Raw genomic sequence first — 16,446 nt, 5'->3', positions numbered from 1 at the left:
GTTAATCGACCGGCGTGGTTTCCCGTCGTCCCGAGTGGGGTGACTTCTGCTGCGCGACTCACTAGAATGCTTGCCCTTGATTCTGGAGTCGGGCTAACGCCGGCTAACGTCTGTGCAACGAGGAATATCCATGCAAGTTTCTGTTGAAAACACTTCCGCTCTCGAGCGCCGCATGACCATCGCCGTTCCGGCCGAGCGCGTCGAGAACGAAGTCAACAAGCGTCTGCAGCAGACTGCCAAGCGCGCCAAGATTGCGGGCTTCCGTCCTGGTAAAGTGCCGATGAACGTGATCCGTCAGCGTTTTGAAGCTGACGCCCGTCAAGAGGCTTTCGGTGACCTGGTCCAGGCTTCCTTCTACGAAGCCATCGTCGAGCAGAAGCTGAACCCGGCTGGCGCCCCTGCTGTAGAGCCAAAGTCCTTCGAAAAAGGCAAGGACCTGGAATTCGTCGCCATCTTCGAAGTGTTCCCTGAGTTCACCGTTGCCGGCCTCGAGTCGATCAACGTCGAGCGCCTGAGCGCCGAAGTGGCTGACGCCGATCTGGACAACATGCTGGAAGTGCTGCGCAAGCAGAACACCCGTTTCGAGGCTGTCGAGCGCGCCGCGCAGAACGACGACCAGGTCAACATCGACTTCGTCGGCAAGGTTGACGGTGAAGTGTTCGCCGGTGGTTCGGCCAAGGGTACCCCGCTGGTGCTGGGCTCCGGCCGCATGATCCCGGGCTTCGAAGAAGGCCTGGTTGGCGCCAAGGCTGGCGAAGAGCGCGTTGTCAACGTGACCTTCCCAGAGGACTACCAGAACCTGGACCTGGCTGGCAAAGCTGCCGAGTTCACCATCACCGTCAACAGCGTTGCCGCCCCTGTGCTGCCAGAGCTGAACGAAGAGTTCTTCGCCCAGTTCGGTATCAAAGAGTCGACCCTGGAAGGCTTCCGCACCGAAGTTCGCAAGAACATGGAGCGTGAACTGCGCCAGGCGATCAAGACCAAGGTGAAAAACCAGGTCATGGACGGTCTGCTGGCCGCCAACCCGATCGAAGTGCCAAAGGCCCTGCTGGAAAACGAAGTCAACCGTCTGCGCGTGCAGGCTGTTCAGCAGTTCGGTGGCAACATCAAGCCTGAGCAGCTGCCTGCCGAGCTGTTCACCGAGCAAGCCAAGCGCCGCGTAGTGCTGGGCCTGATCGTGGCCGAAGTGGTCAAGCAGTTCGAACTGAAGCCGGACGACGCCAAGGTTCGCGAGATGATCGAAGAAATGGCTTCGGCTTACCAGGAGCCTGAGCAGGTCATCGCCTGGTACTACAAGAACGACCAGCAAATGAACGAAGTGCGTTCGGTTGTGCTGGAAGAACAAGTTGTAGATACTGTTCTGCAGAAAGCGACTGTGACCGACAAGTCGGTCTCGTACGAAGAAGCCGTAAAACCAGCCGAGGCACCAGCCGAAGCCGAGTAATACGTTTTCTCTCGTAGGAAACCCCCACAAGCCAGCCTTCGCGCTGGCTTGTGCGTATTCAAGCCATGACTATTTGGGAGTGAGCGCAGGACATGTCCCGCAATTCTTATATTCAGCAGAGCTCTGACATCCAGGCCGCCGGCGGCCTGGTCCCGATGGTTATCGAGCAGTCCGCCCGTGGCGAACGCGCCTATGACATCTACTCGCGGCTGTTGAAGGAGCGAGTGATCTTCCTGGTGGGCCCTGTAGAAGACTACATGGCCAACCTGGTAGTGGCGCAGATGCTGTTCCTTGAGGCGGAAAACCCGGACAAGGATATCCATCTTTACATCAACTCCCCAGGCGGCTCGGTGACTGCAGGCATGTCGATCTACGACACCATGCAGTTCATCAAGCCGGACGTCTCGACCATCTGCATCGGCCAGGCCTGCAGCATGGGTGCGTTCCTGTTGACCGCCGGTGCCAAGGGCAAGCGTCACTGCCTGCCTAACTCGCGGGTGATGATTCACCAGCCATTGGGCGGCTTCCAGGGCCAGGCTACCGACATCCAGATTCACGCCCAGGAAATCCTCAGCATCAAGGCGCGTCTCAACGAGCTGCTGGCCTACCACACCGGCCAGGACCTCGAGACCATCCAGCGTGATACTGAGCGTGACAACTTCATGAGCGCCTCGCGCGCGGCCGAGTACGGCCTGATCGACTCGGTCTACGACAAGCGGCAACTGGCCTCCTGAACCGGGGTGTCAGAGCAGGTAGGCGCGGAAAGCGCCTACCTGCGGACTTGAAAAAGCCCGCAATTGCCTTCATCTTGTGTTGCAAGCCTACCGGATTGGATCGATCGAATGACTGACACCCGTAACGGCGAGGACAGCGGCAAATTGCTCTATTGCTCCTTCTGCGGCAAAAGCCAGCACGAAGTGCGCAAATTGATTGCCGGGCCCTCGGTATTTATCTGCGACGAGTGCGTCGACCTGTGCAACGACATCATCCGTGAGGAGGTGCAGGAAGCCCAGGCCGAGAGCAGCGCGCACAAATTGCCTTCGCCGAAAGAAATCAGCGGCATCCTGGACCAGTACGTCATTGGTCAGGAGCGCGCGAAGAAGGTGCTGGCCGTAGCGGTATACAACCACTACAAGCGCCTGAACCAGCGTGACAAGAAGGGCGACGAAGTCGAACTGGGCAAGAGCAATATCCTGCTCATCGGGCCGACCGGCTCGGGCAAGACCCTGCTCGCCGAAACCCTGGCACGCCTGTTGAACGTACCGTTCACCATTGCTGACGCCACCACCCTGACCGAGGCCGGTTATGTGGGTGAGGACGTCGAAAACATTATTCAGAAGCTGTTGCAGAAGTGCGACTACGACGTGGAAAAGGCCCAGATGGGCATTGTCTACATCGACGAAATCGACAAGATTTCGCGCAAGTCGGACAACCCGTCCATTACCCGTGACGTCTCGGGTGAGGGCGTGCAGCAGGCGCTGCTGAAACTGATCGAGGGCACTGTGGCCTCGGTACCGCCGCAAGGTGGGCGTAAGCACCCGCAACAGGAGTTCCTGCAGGTAGATACCCGCAACATCCTGTTCATTTGCGGTGGCGCGTTCTCGGGCCTGGAAAAAGTCATCCAGGGCCGTTCCACCAAGGGTGGCATCGGTTTTGGCGCAGAAGTACGCAGCAAGGAAGAAGGCAAGAAGGTTGGCGAGTCCCTGCGTGAGGTCGAGCCGGATGATCTGGTCAAGTTTGGCCTGATTCCGGAATTCGTCGGCCGTCTGCCGGTGCTGGCTACCCTCGACGAGCTGGACGAGGCTGCGTTGATGCAGATCCTCACCGAGCCGAAGAACGCCCTGACCAAGCAATATGCCAAGCTGTTCGAGATGGAAAGCGTCGACCTCGAGTTCCGCAGCGATGCACTCAAGGCCGTTGCACGCAAGGCCCTGGAGCGCAAGACTGGCGCCCGTGGCCTGCGTTCGATCCTCGAAGGCGTGTTGCTCGACACCATGTACGAGATCCCTTCGAAGAAGGATGTCAGCAAGGTGGTGATCGACGAGAGCGTCATCGAAGGCACTTCGCAGCCGCTGATGATCTACGAGAACAGCGAGCCGCAAGCCAAGGCCGCGCCAGACGCCTGATTCAGGCAATGGCCGGTGACGGTTGCAAGCAAGAAGGGGGCCTACGGGCCCCTTTCTGCTTTTACTGCGCTAGCGCTTGTAATTTCCCAAGCGTGCCCCCACATTAGGTCCAAGCATCATTTCCACCGGTTTCCGGCCATAAGGCCGCTGTAGAGGCGAAATCATGAAGACCACCCTCGACTTGCCTCTTTTGCCATTGCGCGATGTCGTTGTTTACCCGCACATGGTTATCCCGCTGTTCGTGGGGCGCGAAAAATCCATCGAAGCCCTCGAGGCAGCGATGACGGGCGAAAAGCAGATCCTGCTGCTGGCCCAGAAAAACCCGGCCGACGACGATCCGGGCGAGGACGCCCTGTACCGTGTCGGCACCGTGGCCACTGTGCTGCAGCTGCTGAAACTGCCTGATGGTACCGTCAAGGTGCTGGTCGAGGGCGAGCAGCGTGGCGCGGTCGAGCGTTTCACCGAAGTAGAAGGGCACATCCGTGCCGAAGTCTCCCTGATCGACGAAACCGACGCCGCCGAGCGCGAGTCGGAAGTGTTCGTGCGCACGTTGCTGTCGCAATTCGAGCAGTACGTGCAGTTGGGCAAGAAAGTCCCTGCTGAAGTGCTGTCTTCGCTGAACAGCATCGAAGAGCCAGGGCGTCTGGTCGATACCATGGCCGCCCACATGGCCCTGAAGATCGAACAGAAGCAGGAAATTCTCGAAATTGTCGACCTGACCACCCGTGTCGAGCACGTGCTGGCGCTGCTGGATGCTGAAATCGACCTGCTGCAGGTTGAAAAGCGCATCCGTGGTCGGGTCAAGAAGCAGATGGAGCGCAGCCAGCGCGAGTACTACCTGAATGAGCAGATGAAGGCCATTCAGAAAGAGCTCGGTGATGGTGACGAAGGCCACAACGAAGTCGAAGAGCTGAAAAAGCGCATCGAAGCCGCTGGCCTGCCCAAGGATGCCCTGGCCAAGGCCCAGGCCGAGCTGAACAAGCTCAAGCAGATGTCGCCGATGTCGGCCGAGGCCACGGTGGTGCGTTCGTACCTCGACTGGCTCGTGCAGGTACCGTGGAAGGCCCAGAGCAAGGTGCGTCTGGACCTGACCAAGGCCGAGGAAATTCTCGATGCCGACCACTATGGCCTGGAAGAGGTCAAGGAACGCATCCTCGAGTACCTTGCCGTGCAGAAGCGCGTCAAGAAAATCCGCGGCCCGGTGCTCTGCCTGGTCGGCCCACCTGGCGTGGGCAAGACCTCGCTGGCCGAGTCGATCGCTGCTGCCACAAACCGCAAGTTCGTGCGCATGGCCCTGGGTGGCGTGCGTGACGAGGCCGGGATACGTGGCCACCGCCGTACCTATATCGGCTCCATGCCTGGCCGCCTGATCCAGAAGATGACCAAGGTGGGTGTGCGCAACCCGCTGTTCCTGCTCGATGAAATCGACAAGATGGGCAGTGACATGCGTGGCGACCCGGCTTCGGCACTGCTGGAAGTGCTCGACCCGGAGCAGAACCACAACTTCAACGACCACTACCTGGAAGTCGACTACGACCTCTCGGACGTGATGTTCCTGTGCACCTCGAACTCGATGAATATCCCGCCGGCGCTGCTCGACCGGATGGAAGTCATCCGCCTTCCGGGCTACACCGAGGACGAGAAGATCAACATCGCGGTCAAGTACCTGGTGCCCAAGCAGGTCAAGGCCAACGGCTTGAAGAAGGAAGAGCTTGAGGTCGACGTTTCGGCGATCCGCGACATCATCCGCTACTACACCCGCGAAGCCGGTGTGCGGGGCCTGGAGCGGCAAATTGCCAAGGTCTGCCGCAAGGTGGTCAAGGAACATACCGGGCAGAAGCAGGTCAAGGTCAAGGTGGCCAGCGAGCAGCTGGAGCACCTGCTGGGCGTGCGCAAGTTCCGTTATGGCCTGGCCGAGCAGCAGGACCAGATCGGCCAGGTCACCGGCCTGGCCTGGACCCAGGTGGGTGGCGAACTGCTGACCATCGAAGCCGTGGTCATCCCCGGCAAGGGCCAGTTGATCAAGACCGGCTCGCTCGGCGATGTGATGGTCGAGTCGATCACCGCCGCACAGACCGTGGTACGCAGCCGCGCCCGTAGCCTGGGGATTGCCGCCGACTTCCACGAGAAGCGCGACGTACACATCCACATGCCGGAAGGCGCCACGCCGAAGGACGGCCCAAGCGCGGGCGTGGGCATGTGCACCGCGCTGGTGTCTGCGCTGACGCAGATTCCGGTACGTGCCGACGTGGCCATGACCGGCGAAATCACCCTGCGTGGCCAGGTGCTGGCCATTGGCGGGTTGAAGGAAAAACTGCTGGCGGCACACCGTGGCGGCATCAAGACGGTGATCATTCCAGAGGAGAATGTTCGCGATCTGAAGGAGATTCCGGAAAATATCAAACAGGATCTTCAGATCAAACCGGTCAAATGGATTGACGAAGTCCTGCAAATTGCGCTGCAATACGCCCCGGAGCCCTTGCCAGATGTGGCTCCTGAGATTGTCGCGAAAGATGAAAAGCGCGACGGCGATGCTAAGGAAAGAATCAGCACGCATTAGTAGTTTTTGGCTGGGGGGCTTTCCTTGACAGTTTTTTCGGGCCCTTGCTATAAAGCGGCACGCTATTGTCATCAAGCCACCCAGCGCACGTTTCATAAGCTTTTCATTACATACTTAGAAACAAACTCAATAGAGAAATAAGGGGACTTAGAGTGAACAAGTCGGAACTGATTGACGCTATCGCTGCATCGGCTGACATTTCCAAAGCTACCGCAGGTAAGGCTCTGGACGCTGTGATCGACTCCGTAACCGGTGCCCTGAAAGCAGGCGACGACGTCGTTCTGGTTGGCTTCGGTACCTTCTCGGTAAAGGACCGCGCCGAGCGTACTGGCCGTAACCCGCAAACCGGTAAGGCGATCAAGATCGAAGCCGCCAAGGTTCCAGGTTTCAAGGCTGGCAAAGGCCTGAAAGACGCCGTCAACTAAGTCGTCTTTCAGCCGGACCTGGCTTTGCCGGGGCCGAGCACGCTGAAGGCGGGGCGCAAACGTTCCCGCCTGACACGTTTGCTAAGAAAAGGCGCATCCTCGGATGCGCCTTTCTTTTATCAGGATTCTACCCACGCTCCGCGGTTGTCGACGCAGTGGTACAGCCGTTTCTGGGGGACGCATGCTGCAAAATATCAGGGATAATTCACAAGGTTGGATTGCCAAGACCATCATCGGCCTTATCGTCGTCTTGATGGCGTTGACCGGTTTCGAAGCTATTTTCCAGGCCGCCACCCATAGCCAGGACGCCGCCAAGGTGAACGGCCAGACCATCAGCCAGAACGAGCTGGCCCAGGCGGCCGACATGCAGCGCCGTCAGTTGATGCAACAGTTGGGCAAGGATTTCGACCCAGCGCTGCTGGAAGACAAATTGCTGCGTGAAGAGGCGCTCAAGGGCCTGATCAGCCGCAAATTGCTGCTGCAAGGCGCCGAAGATGCCAAGTTTGCCTTCTCCGAGGCTGCGCTGGATCAGGTGATCCTGCAAACGCCGGAGTTCCAGGTGGATGGCAAGTTCAGTGCTGACCGTTTCGACCAGGTCATCCGCCAGATGGGCTACGGCCGCATGCAGTTCCGCGAGATGCTCGCCGAGGAAATGCTCATCGGCCAGCTGCGCACCGGCCTGGCGGGTAGCAGCTTTGTCACCGACCAGCAGGTCGATGCCTTCGCTCGCCTGGAGAAGCAGACCCGCGATTTCGCCTCCCTGACCTTCAAGGCCGACCCGGCCGCGGTCAAGGTCAGCGACGAAGAGGTCAAGGCGCATTACGAGCAGCACGCCAAGGAGTTCATGTCGCCTGACCAGGTGGTGATCGACTATATCGAGCTGAAGAAGTCGGTGTTCTTCGACCAGGTCAAAGTGACCGACGAAGAGCTCAAGGCCCAGTACGAGAAGGAAATCGCCAACCTCGCCGAGCAGCGCCATGCCGCGCACATCCTCATCGAGGTCAACGACAAGGTCACCGACGCCCAGGCCAAGGCCCGTGCCGAAGAGATCGAGCAGCGTCTGGCCAAGGGTGAAGACTTTGCCGCGCTGGCCAAGGAGTTCTCCCAGGACCCGGGTTCGGCCAACAGCGGTGGTGACCTCGGCTTTGCCGGCCCGGGTGTGTACGACCCGGCGTTCGAGGATGCGCTGTACAAGCTGCAGGACGGCCAGGTCTCGACGCCAGTGCGCACCGAGTTTGGCTATCACCTGATCAAGCTGCTGGGTGTGCAGGCGCCTGAAGTGCCGAGCTTCGCCAGCTTGAAGGACAAGCTGACCCGCGACCTGAAAACCCCGCTGGTCGAGCAGCGTTACGTCGATGCCAGCAAGCAGCTGCAGGATGCTGCCTACGAGGCTTCCGACCTGGCCCAGCCGGCCCAGGACCTGAACCTCAAGGTGCAGACCTCTGCAGCCTTCGGTCGCGAGGGTGGTGAAGGTATCACCGCCAACCGTGCGGTGGTGCAGGCTGCGTTCTCCGAAGAAGTGCTGGAGGAGGCTGCCAACAGCACCGCCATCGAGCTCGACCCGGAGACCACCGTGGTATTGCGCGTCAAGGAGCACCGCAAGCCGGAGCAACTGCCGCTGGAAGCGGTGGCCAGCAACATCCGCGAACACCTGGCCAAAGAGAAGGCGACGGCCGAGCTCAAGGCCAAGGCGGACAAGCTGATCGCCGGCCTGCGTGACGGTTCCATCGCAGCTGACAACGTGCACGAAGGGCAAGGCTGGAAGGCCTATGAAGCAGTTACCCGAGGCGAGGACGGTATTGACCCGGCCGAACTGCAGGCGCTGTTCCGTCTGGGCAAGCCGCAAGCCAAGGGCAAGCCGGTGTATGGCAGCGTAGTGCTGCGTGACGGTAGCCTGGTGGTGCTGCAGCTCAAGGGCGTCAACGAAGGCGCTACCGCCACCGACGAAGAGAAGCAGCAGATCCGCCGCTACCTCGCGTCGCGTGCTGGCCAGCAGGACTTCGCGGCCTACCGCAAGCAGCTGGAAGCCAATGCGGATATCACCCGTTACTAAGGTGATCGCTGCATGAAGAAACAGGCCGCCTCGTGCGGCCTGTTTCGTTTCTGTCGCTTGTGCCGGCCTCTTCGCGGTTGCTACGACGCTTAGCGTTTCACCCCTTCATAGTTATCCAGCGTATCCCGCGCGATCTCCCGTCCCAACGCAATCAGCTCGGGAGCTTTGTAGAACTCGAAGAACCGGCAGACCCGCTTGGGCACGTTGATCAGCACATCCGGTGGATACCCGGCGATCTTGTATTGCGCCAGTGAGGTCTGCATGACCTCGAAGCTCTGGTTGATCAAGTCCAGCAGCGAAGCAGGCCCCACGTTGTCGATGATGAACGAGCCGGTCGCCGACTTCGGCGCGCCCTGGCGTTCCGGTGCCGCCGCCGGTTGCTGGCCTTCCGGGTCGGCGGCATCTGCCAGCCACGGGTTGGGCGGCGCCAGGCCTTCGGCGACTATTTCCTGTTCGATGCGCATCAACTCTTCCGCCGGCTTGCGCCGGAATGGCAAGCGAGAGCCCAATGAGCTCAGCAAGGAGTCAAAGCGCATCTTGAACGCCGCAGGGCGCTCGATCACCGGCAACTGGTACTGCTTCTGGTTGGTGGCGTTGAGGTTGACGGCGATGATCAGGTCGCAGTGGCTGGACACCACAGGCACAATCGGCAGCGGGTTGAGGATGCCCCCGTCCACCAGCATACGGTTGCCCTGCATCACAGGGGTAAACAGGCTGGGGATGGCCGCCGAGGCGCGCATGGCCTGGTGCAGGCAGCCTTCCTGAAACCAGATTTCCTGCTGGTTGGTAAGGTCGGTCGCAACCGCTGTATAGGGGATGCGCAATTGCTCGATGTTGATCTCGCCGACGATCTTGCGGATTTGCCCGAACACCTTGTCGCCGCGAATGGCGCCGAGACGAAAGCTGACGTCGACCAGGCGCAGTACATCCAGATAGTCGAGGCTCTCGATCCAGTTGCGATAGTCGCTCAGCTTGCCGGCAGCATAGATGCCGCCAACCACTGCACCCATGGAGCAGCCGGCAATGCAGGCAATGTCGTAGCCGCGCCGCTCGATTTCCTCGATCACACCGATGTGTGCATACCCCCGGGCTCCGCCCGAGCCCAGTACCAGTGCCACGCGTTTGCTCATGAATATTCCCCGTCCAGTGCAACCATGGTCCTACAATGCACCCATCACAGGCTGTGCTTCAATGTAGATCGCGCTGAGCTACTGTAATAAAACTGGCCGGGCACAGCCGGCCGGGCAGGGCACTTTTCAGCTGCCGGGGCGTCGAACAGCCACTGTTTTTTCCATTGAGGTATTACCGATGAAAGCCTGGATCTGCCTTCCACTGATTGCCTTGGCCCTTGCTGGCTGCGCGGGCAAGACGGCCTACCGTGACAGCTGCGCGACCCAGCTGGATGCCGCCTGGAAGGAACTGGACCTGGCCAAGGCCGAAGGCTTTGCCGGTGCAGTGAGTTACTCCAAGGCCTTGTCGCTGCTGACCGGGGCCAAGACCCAGCAGCAGTTCGAAGGTTACGAGAGCTGTACGCGCAAAGCCGAAAAGGCGCGCTTCTACATTCGTGAGTCGCGCGCCGGGCGCTGATCAAGGAGCGTCGTATGTCTGCCATGCTAGACCATGTAGTAGCCCAGATACTGGCCTTGCAGGTGCGCCTGATGGCCTGCCGCGAACGCCTGGCTGCCGATACCGACCGCGAAGCCTTGCACGACTTGCGCATCAGCCTGCGGCGCTTGCGCAGCCTGCTGCGGCCGCTGCGCGGGCTGCCTGGCGTGGAGCAGCTGGAGGGTGCCGCCAGCGCGTTGGGTACCCTGACCACGCCGCTGCGTGACCGGGAGGTGCTGGCAGCGGAGCTGATCGCGCGCGGCTATACCGCCGCCGGCCAGCGGCGCCTGGAAGGGCGTGGCAGGACCTTTGCCAGTGTCGCTGCCAGCCCGCAGCTGGCCCGGGTGCTGGCGATTGTCGACGCGTTTCCGTTGTTCCTGCGGGCGGCAGGCCGCGAGGGGCTGGTCAAGTCACTGGACAAACGCATTGACAAGCGCCTGGTCAAGCAATGGCGCAAGTTGCACGAAGCCTTGCAAGACCCCGCTCACGACCGCCACCGCCTGCGCTTGCTGATCAAGCGTGCGCGCTATGGCGACGAGGCCTACCCACAACTCGACCACGCCGGGAAGAAACTGCAGCGCCTGCTGAAAAAGGCACAGGGCGACCTGGGCAACTGGCATGACCGCCTGCAGTGGTTGCTGCAGGCACGCGAGCATGCTGACCTGGCCCCCTGCAAAGTCGCGTGGGAGCAAGAGCTGCACGAGGCCGAGCGCAAGTCGGATGTGACGCTGGATGCCCTGCTGCAGGCGCTGGCGCGTCGCTAGCCCGACAATTGACCGATATGCGGGCTGATCGCCCGGGGTTTGCTGGCTACGATGGGCAGACCTTTTCGCTGCGGGCAGGAGCCAGCCAATGAACTTCAACCAACTGCTAGAGGCCGTGCGGGGCAACCCGGATGCCGTCAGCATCCCGCCCAGCTGGGCCCAGGGCCGCGCCGCCTTTGGCGGGCTGATGGCGGCCATGGTCTACGAGGCCATGCGCCTGAAACTCTCCGACAGCCGCCCTGTGCGCTCGCTGGCCATCAGCTTTGTTGCGCCTGCGGCAGCAGATGTGCCAATTCGTTTCGAGGTGGAGGTGCTGCGTGAAGGCAAGGCGGTCAGCACCTTGCTCGGCCGCGCCGTTCAGGATGGCCAGGTGGTGACCCTGGTGCAGGGCAATTTCGGTGCAGGCCGGCCTTCGGTGGTCGAGGTGCCAGCGTTGCCGGCGATGGAAATGCCCGCACTCGACGACGCAGCGCCCGAGTTGCCCTATATCAAGGGCGTTACGCCTGAATTCATGCGCCATGTAGCCTTGCGTTGGGCAGTGGGTGGGTTGCCGTTCAGTGGTAATCAATCGCGCAAGATGGGCGGCTGGGTGCGCTTGCGGGATGTAGCTGAAGAGCAGGTCAATGAGTCGCACTTGCTGGCGCTGGTCGATGCCTGGCCGCCGAGCCTCATGCCGTTTCTCAAGCAGCCCGCAGCGGGCAGCACCCTGACCTGGACCATCGAGTTCATCCAGCCCACGGCGAAGCTGTCGACCCTGGACTGGTGCCGGTACTGCGTGGAGACCGAGCATGCGCGGGAGGGTTATGGGCATGCTGCTGCGGCGTTGTGGACGGCAGAGGGCGAGTTGCTGGCCCTGAGCCGACAGACCGTCACCGTGTTTGCTTGATCAATCTTGGGAGCGCTACGCGCTCCTTTCGCGACACAAGGCCGCTCCCACAAGGATCTCGCAATTTTCAGATTGCGCGTGATTCCTGTGGGAGCGGCCTTGCGTCGCGATTGGGCTGCAAAGCAGCCCCATGGCATCAATGGCGGTGTTTGTGCCGCTCCCGCCAGGCCTTCCACCAGGCCCCGCTCAGCACAAAGCGCGGAAAGGTGATGAACTGCTCCGTCAGCAAACGCTGCACGGCATCCTGGCGATTGGCGAACGGCTCAGGTTGTTCGGCCTCCAGGCGATGACCATGGCGCTGTAAGCCAAGGCCGGCAATCAGGGCGATCACGCCAACGGCAATCTGGCCCAGGTCCAGGCCGAACAGCCCCGACAGAATCAGCAGCGCGCCGAGAATGAACAGCGGCACCGCAATCAGGTGCAGCACCAGATTGGCCGGGTGGCGGTGGTTATTGTGGTAGCCGCGCCATTGCCAGGCGGGCAGGTTGGGCAGGCGTTTGCTCATGGGCATTTCCTCTCGGTCATGCTCAAAGCTTAGTGCGGCCCCCGGGCGGGGGCCAATCGAGGCTGGCTATGGTGACTATAGCTTGAGCTGGCCAATGGCCCTGTTCAGTTCGCCGGCCAGGGTCGCCAGTTCGCTACTGGTGGTTGCCGAGCCCACTGTCTGTTGCACGGTCTGTTCGGTGACATCGCGGATGCTGACCACGGCGCGGTTCATTTCCTCGGCCACCTGGCTTTGCTGCTCGGCCGCCACGGCAATCTGGGTATTGCTTTCGCGCATCTGCGCCACAGCACCGGTAATCTCCGCCAGCGCCTCGCCGGCCTCCTGGGCCTGACGGACGCAATCGTCGGCCTTGTACGAGCTTTCCTGCATGAATTCCACTGCATCGCGGGTGCCCGATTGCAGGGCAGAGACCATGGTGGTGATTTCGTCGGTAGAGGTTTGCACACGCTTGGCCAGGTTGCGTACCTCATCGGCCACCACGGCAAAGCCTCGGCCCAGATCTCCGGCGCGCGCCGCTTCGATGGCGGCGTTGAGCGCCAGCAGGTTGGTCTGCTCGGCGATGCTGTGGATTACACCGACCACGCTGTTGATCTTCTGGCTGTCTTCGGCCAGTTGGCGAATCATTTCGGCGGTTTGCTGCACACCGCTGGACAGCCCGGAAATCGAATCCTGCACCCGGCTGACCACCTCTTTGCCGCTGCCGGCCAAGGTGTCGGCGGTTTGTGACAGGTCACGGGTGGCACCGGCATGCTGGGCAATGTGGTGCACCGTCGCCGACATTTGGTTGATGGCGGTAGCGGCCTGGTCAGTCTCGCTCTGCTGGCCGAGCATGCCGGTGCGTACGTTGTTCATGCTGGCAGCGAGGCGTGCGGCGCCCGAGTCCAACTGTGCAGCGGTGTGGGCGACGGTGCTGACCACGCGGTGGTAGGTGGCCTGCATGGCATTGAAGGCCCCGGCCATCTGGCCGACCTCGTCGCCGCAGGCCAGCGGCACACGGGCCGCCAGGTCGCCGGTCCTTTCCACGTGCAGCATCACATCCTTCAGGGTATTGAGCTGGCTGAGCAGGAAGCGGATCAGCAATTGCGAAGCGCCGAGCATGGCCAGCATCAGGATCAGCACGCATACCGCGTAGTTGCTGAAGCGCGCGAAGAATACCTGGCGCAGGCTTGGCGACTGGGCGAGCACGGCCACCTGTTGGTCGCCGTGGCGCACTACCTGCGCCCCGCGCAGCGGGTTTTCGCCGAGGATCCAGGCGCTTGGTAGCTCCACCCAGCCCTGGGCATTGCGCAGGCTATCGAGTGCTTCACCGGCGAAAGCCGGCGTTTGCCCGGCCGACCAGCTGATGACGTTGTCCGGGCGCGGCAATGCTTGCCCGGCAGGCCAGGCAGCCAGCAGCTGGGCTTGCGCTGCCGCCTGCGCCTGCGCCGCTTCGGCGCGGGCGCGTTGCTCCAGGTGCACGGCATAGAGCACCAGCAGCAGGGTAGTGACAAAGGCCACCGCGTTGACGGCCCAGAATTTGTACTTCAGGGAAACATTGCTAAGCCAGGCACCCATGGGCAGGTCTTCTCTGAGTTGAGCGGAAACAATTTTGGCAAGGTGCCATCATTGTGCCTGCACCCGCTCAGCAAGATGTTGACCCATATCAACAGCCAGCGCGCAGGGCTCAAGGGAGCTGGAAGAACGCCCGCGCCGTCGCGGTGGTATGCGCCGCCGTGTGCTCGGCCGATTCGCCCCGATGCAGCGCCACTTCGCGCAGCACTTCCGGCAGAAACGCCGGCTCGTTGCGCCCGTTCTTCGGCTTGGGTCGCAGGCTGCGTGGCAGCAGGTACGGGGCATCGCTCTCCAGCATCAGCCGCCCTTCGGCAACGTTGCCCACCAGCGGGTGCAGGTGGGTGCCGCGGCGCTCGTCGCAGATCCAGCCGGTGATGCCGATGTGCAGGTCCATGTCCAGGTAGGCGAACAGTGCCTCGCGCTCGCCGGTAAAGCAGTGCACCACAGCGCCGGTAAGGTGGTCGCGGTAATGCTTGAGGATCGCCAGCAAGCGCTCGCTGGCGTCCCGCTCGTGCAGGAACACTGGCAGGCGCAGCTCTACGGCCAGCGCCAACTGGGCTTCCAGGGCTTGTTCCTGGAGTGGGCGAGGGGAGAAGTCACGGTTGAAATCCAGGCCGCATTCGCCCACGGCGCGCACGCGTGGTTCATTCAACAGCTGGCGCAACTGGCGCTCGCTGCCAGCATCCCAGGCCTTGGCATCGTGGGGGTGCACGCCCGCAGTGGCAAACAGGTGCTGACCGCTTGCGTCCAGCTGCTGGCACAGCTCCAGCGCCTGTTCACTGACTGCCAGGCTGGTGCCTGTCAGCACCATTTGTGTCACCCCGGCCTCAACGGCGCGCTCGACGATTGCCGCCTGTTGGTCGTGGAAACTGCTGTTGGTCAGGTTGACGCCGATATCGATCAGTTGCATGGTGCTATCTCGTGCCGCGGGGCGGCCAGCATAGCAAAATCCGCGTTTTTTCTGAAAAACCAAGAACTTCATGCTGTTGCCGTGGTCTTTTATCGTCATTTCTCACTTGGCGGTGCAGTCCATGGATGCCGCCCAACCACCACGGACACGTTTTGCATGCTGCGATGCTGGCTTGTTTTCCTGCTGACGCTCGGGCTGACCCTGACCGGCCCGGCACAGGCGCGCGCGCCGGGGCCGCAGCAGAACATACCGCCCGCCAAGGTGCGTGACCTGCAGCAGATTCGTACCAGCAAAGTGCTGCGGGTGCTGGTCAACCAGAGCCGCAACAGCTCTGGCGAGGTCAAGGGCGAGCCGGTTGGCATCGAGTATTACCGCCTGCGGGCGCTGGAGCATTATCTCAATGCGCGTGCCGCCGATGACCAGCGGATCCAGCTAAAGCTCATACCGCGAGCCAAGGAGCAGTTGATGGGCGCTCTGGCCCGCGGCGAGGGCGACCTGGCTGCGCCGGGCGAGCTGCTTGACCCCAGCGCGGTGCGCGGCGTGAGTAGCAGTGCGCCGATACTCGACCAGGTGCCGTTGATGCTGGTCGGGCGCAAAGGCGAGCGAAGCTTCAGCAAGGTCGAGCAGTTGTCCGGGCGTACCGTGGCCTTGACCAGCGCCAGTGCTGCCGGGCCGCTGATCCAGCAGGCTAACCAGCAACTGGCACTGCGCAAGCGTCCGCCGATCAAGGTGGAGTGGGTCGACTCGACGCTGGCGGTGGAAGATGTACTGGAGATGGTGCAGGCTGGCATCTACCACCTCACCGTGGTCGAGCAGCCCATTGCCCGGCGCTGGGCGCGGGTCATGCCGCGCCTGCGCCTGGACACCCGGGTGCGCCTGGGGGCGCCGCAAGCCATGCGCTGGTATGTGGGGCGTGATGCGCCGCAATTGTTGGCCACGGTCGATCACTTCCTGCAAGGTTACCGCGCACCAGACAACCAGGATGCAGCCTTCGAGCGTATCTACCGGCGCCAGTACCGGGTGCACAACCCGTTGGCCAGCAAGGACCGCCAGCGCCTGGCCTCGGTGCGGGCGGTGCTGCAGAAGCATGGCCAGGCGCAGCAGATCGACTGGCTCAACCTGGCCGCCCTGGCCTTCAAGGAGTCGACGCTCAACCCGGCTGCACGCGGCACGGGAGGCGCCCATGGTCTGATGCAGATTACCCCTTCGGCCGCCCAGCGCGTGGGAGTGAGCAACACCGCCACGGTGGATGGCAATGTGCAGGCCAGCGCCCGCTACCTGGCGCTGATCCGGCGCAAGTTCTTCGCCAGCGCCAAGATCAACGAGCGTGAGCGCATGGCCTTTACGCTGGCGGCCTACAACCTCGGCCCCGAACGCGTCCAGGCGATGCGCTCAGAAGCCCGGCGGCGCGGCCTCAACGGGGACCAGTGGTTCTTCCAGACCGAACGCATCGCCATGGAGCAGGTGGGCATGGGGCCGGTCAACTTCGTCAACAGTGTCAACAAGTACTTTTTGGCGTTCAACCGCGAGCGGGCTGCGCTGGAGCGTGTGGCAAAGCGCTGATAAATCGATTATGTCGATTGTTGTGTTGGGTTTTTTGCGATTTTCATATCTATC

At 61.8% G+C, this 16,446-nt stretch carries 14 protein-coding genes; 10 read left to right on the top strand and 4 right to left on the bottom strand.

The window, feature by feature from the left end:
* Window positions 1–130: 130 nt before the first annotated feature.
* The 6 genes from tig to PP4_RS17645 all read left to right on the top strand — a co-directional run bounded on the left by tig (window position 131) and on the right by PP4_RS17645 (window position 8,608).
* Window positions 131–1,444, top strand: a complete 1,314-nt coding sequence (gene tig, locus PP4_RS17670; protein ID WP_016500559.1) for a trigger factor — start codon at window positions 131–133, stop codon at window positions 1,442–1,444.
* Window positions 1,445–1,536: 92 nt separating this feature from the next.
* Window positions 1,537–2,178, top strand: a complete 642-nt coding sequence (gene clpP / locus PP4_RS17665) for an ATP-dependent Clp endopeptidase proteolytic subunit ClpP (RefSeq protein ID WP_012271562.1) — start codon at window positions 1,537–1,539, stop codon at window positions 2,176–2,178.
* Window positions 2,179–2,286: 108 nt separating this feature from the next.
* Window positions 2,287–3,570, top strand: a complete 1,284-nt coding sequence (clpX, locus tag PP4_RS17660) for an ATP-dependent Clp protease ATP-binding subunit ClpX (protein WP_016485885.1) — start codon at window positions 2,287–2,289, stop codon at window positions 3,568–3,570.
* 163 nt (window positions 3,571–3,733) lie between these two features.
* Complete coding sequence (gene lon / locus PP4_RS17655) at window positions 3,734–6,130, top strand: endopeptidase La (RefSeq protein WP_016500558.1); 2,397 nt, start codon at window positions 3,734–3,736, stop codon at window positions 6,128–6,130.
* Window positions 6,131–6,282: 152 nt separating this feature from the next.
* Window positions 6,283–6,555: an HU family DNA-binding protein gene (locus PP4_RS17650; RefSeq protein WP_016485887.1), complete on the top strand. Its 273-nt coding sequence runs from the start codon at window positions 6,283–6,285 to the stop codon at window positions 6,553–6,555.
* A gap of 181 nt (window positions 6,556–6,736) precedes the next feature.
* Window positions 6,737–8,608 carry a SurA N-terminal domain-containing protein gene (locus PP4_RS17645; RefSeq protein ID WP_016500557.1) on the top strand — a complete coding sequence of 624 codons (1,872 nt, stop codon included), beginning with the start codon at window positions 6,737–6,739 and terminating at the stop codon, window positions 8,606–8,608.
* 89 nt (window positions 8,609–8,697) lie between these two features.
* Here the strand turns inward: PP4_RS17645 and PP4_RS17640 are convergent, their stop codons facing one another.
* Window positions 8,698–9,738 (bottom strand): patatin-like phospholipase family protein, encoded by a 1,041-nt coding sequence (locus PP4_RS17640; protein WP_016500556.1) that lies wholly within the window; start codon window positions 9,736–9,738, stop codon window positions 8,698–8,700.
* A 178-nt stretch (window positions 9,739–9,916) separates the two neighbouring features.
* On the opposite strand from PP4_RS17640, the gene PP4_RS17635 reads away from it, so the two are divergent.
* The 3 genes from PP4_RS17635 (at window position 9,917) to PP4_RS17625 (ending at window position 11,863) form a co-directional block, all read left to right on the top strand.
* On the top strand, window positions 9,917–10,195 hold the full coding sequence (locus PP4_RS17635; RefSeq protein ID WP_003250254.1) for a lipoprotein: 279 nt from the start codon (window positions 9,917–9,919) through the stop codon (window positions 10,193–10,195).
* Between the two features lie 14 nt (window positions 10,196–10,209).
* Window positions 10,210–10,977, top strand: a complete 768-nt coding sequence (locus PP4_RS17630; RefSeq protein ID WP_016500555.1) for a CHAD domain-containing protein — start codon at window positions 10,210–10,212, stop codon at window positions 10,975–10,977.
* 88 nt (window positions 10,978–11,065) lie between these two features.
* Window positions 11,066–11,863, top strand: coding sequence for an acyl-CoA thioesterase (locus tag PP4_RS17625; RefSeq protein WP_016500554.1), 798 nt, complete (start codon window positions 11,066–11,068; stop codon window positions 11,861–11,863).
* A gap of 136 nt (window positions 11,864–11,999) precedes the next feature.
* Here the strand turns inward: PP4_RS17625 and PP4_RS17620 are convergent, their stop codons facing one another.
* The 3 genes from PP4_RS17620 to PP4_RS17610 form a co-directional block, all read right to left on the bottom strand.
* Window positions 12,000–12,368, bottom strand: coding sequence for an Mpo1-like protein (locus tag PP4_RS17620; protein ID WP_016500553.1), 369 nt, complete (start codon window positions 12,366–12,368; stop codon window positions 12,000–12,002).
* Window positions 12,369–12,443: 75 nt separating this feature from the next.
* Window positions 12,444–13,922: a methyl-accepting chemotaxis protein gene (locus PP4_RS17615; RefSeq protein WP_016500552.1), complete on the bottom strand. Its 1,479-nt coding sequence runs from the start codon at window positions 13,920–13,922 to the stop codon at window positions 12,444–12,446.
* A gap of 109 nt (window positions 13,923–14,031) precedes the next feature.
* Entirely contained in the window at window positions 14,032–14,829 is a 798-nt protein-coding gene (locus PP4_RS17610; protein WP_016500551.1) for a TatD family hydrolase, read from the bottom strand.
* A 156-nt stretch (window positions 14,830–14,985) separates the two neighbouring features.
* Between PP4_RS17610 and PP4_RS17605 the strand changes: the two genes are divergently transcribed.
* Entirely contained in the window at window positions 14,986–16,392 is a 1,407-nt protein-coding gene (locus tag PP4_RS17605) for an MltF family protein (protein ID WP_016500550.1), read from the top strand.
* Window positions 16,393–16,446 lie beyond the last annotated feature (54 nt).

The organism is Pseudomonas putida NBRC 14164 (assembly GCF_000412675.1).
In the GTDB taxonomy this organism is placed as follows: Bacteria; Pseudomonadota; Gammaproteobacteria; order Pseudomonadales; family Pseudomonadaceae; genus Aquipseudomonas; species Aquipseudomonas putida.
Note: the sequence above shows the minus strand (reverse complement) of the source record. Positions and strands in the feature narration are given on the sequence as shown.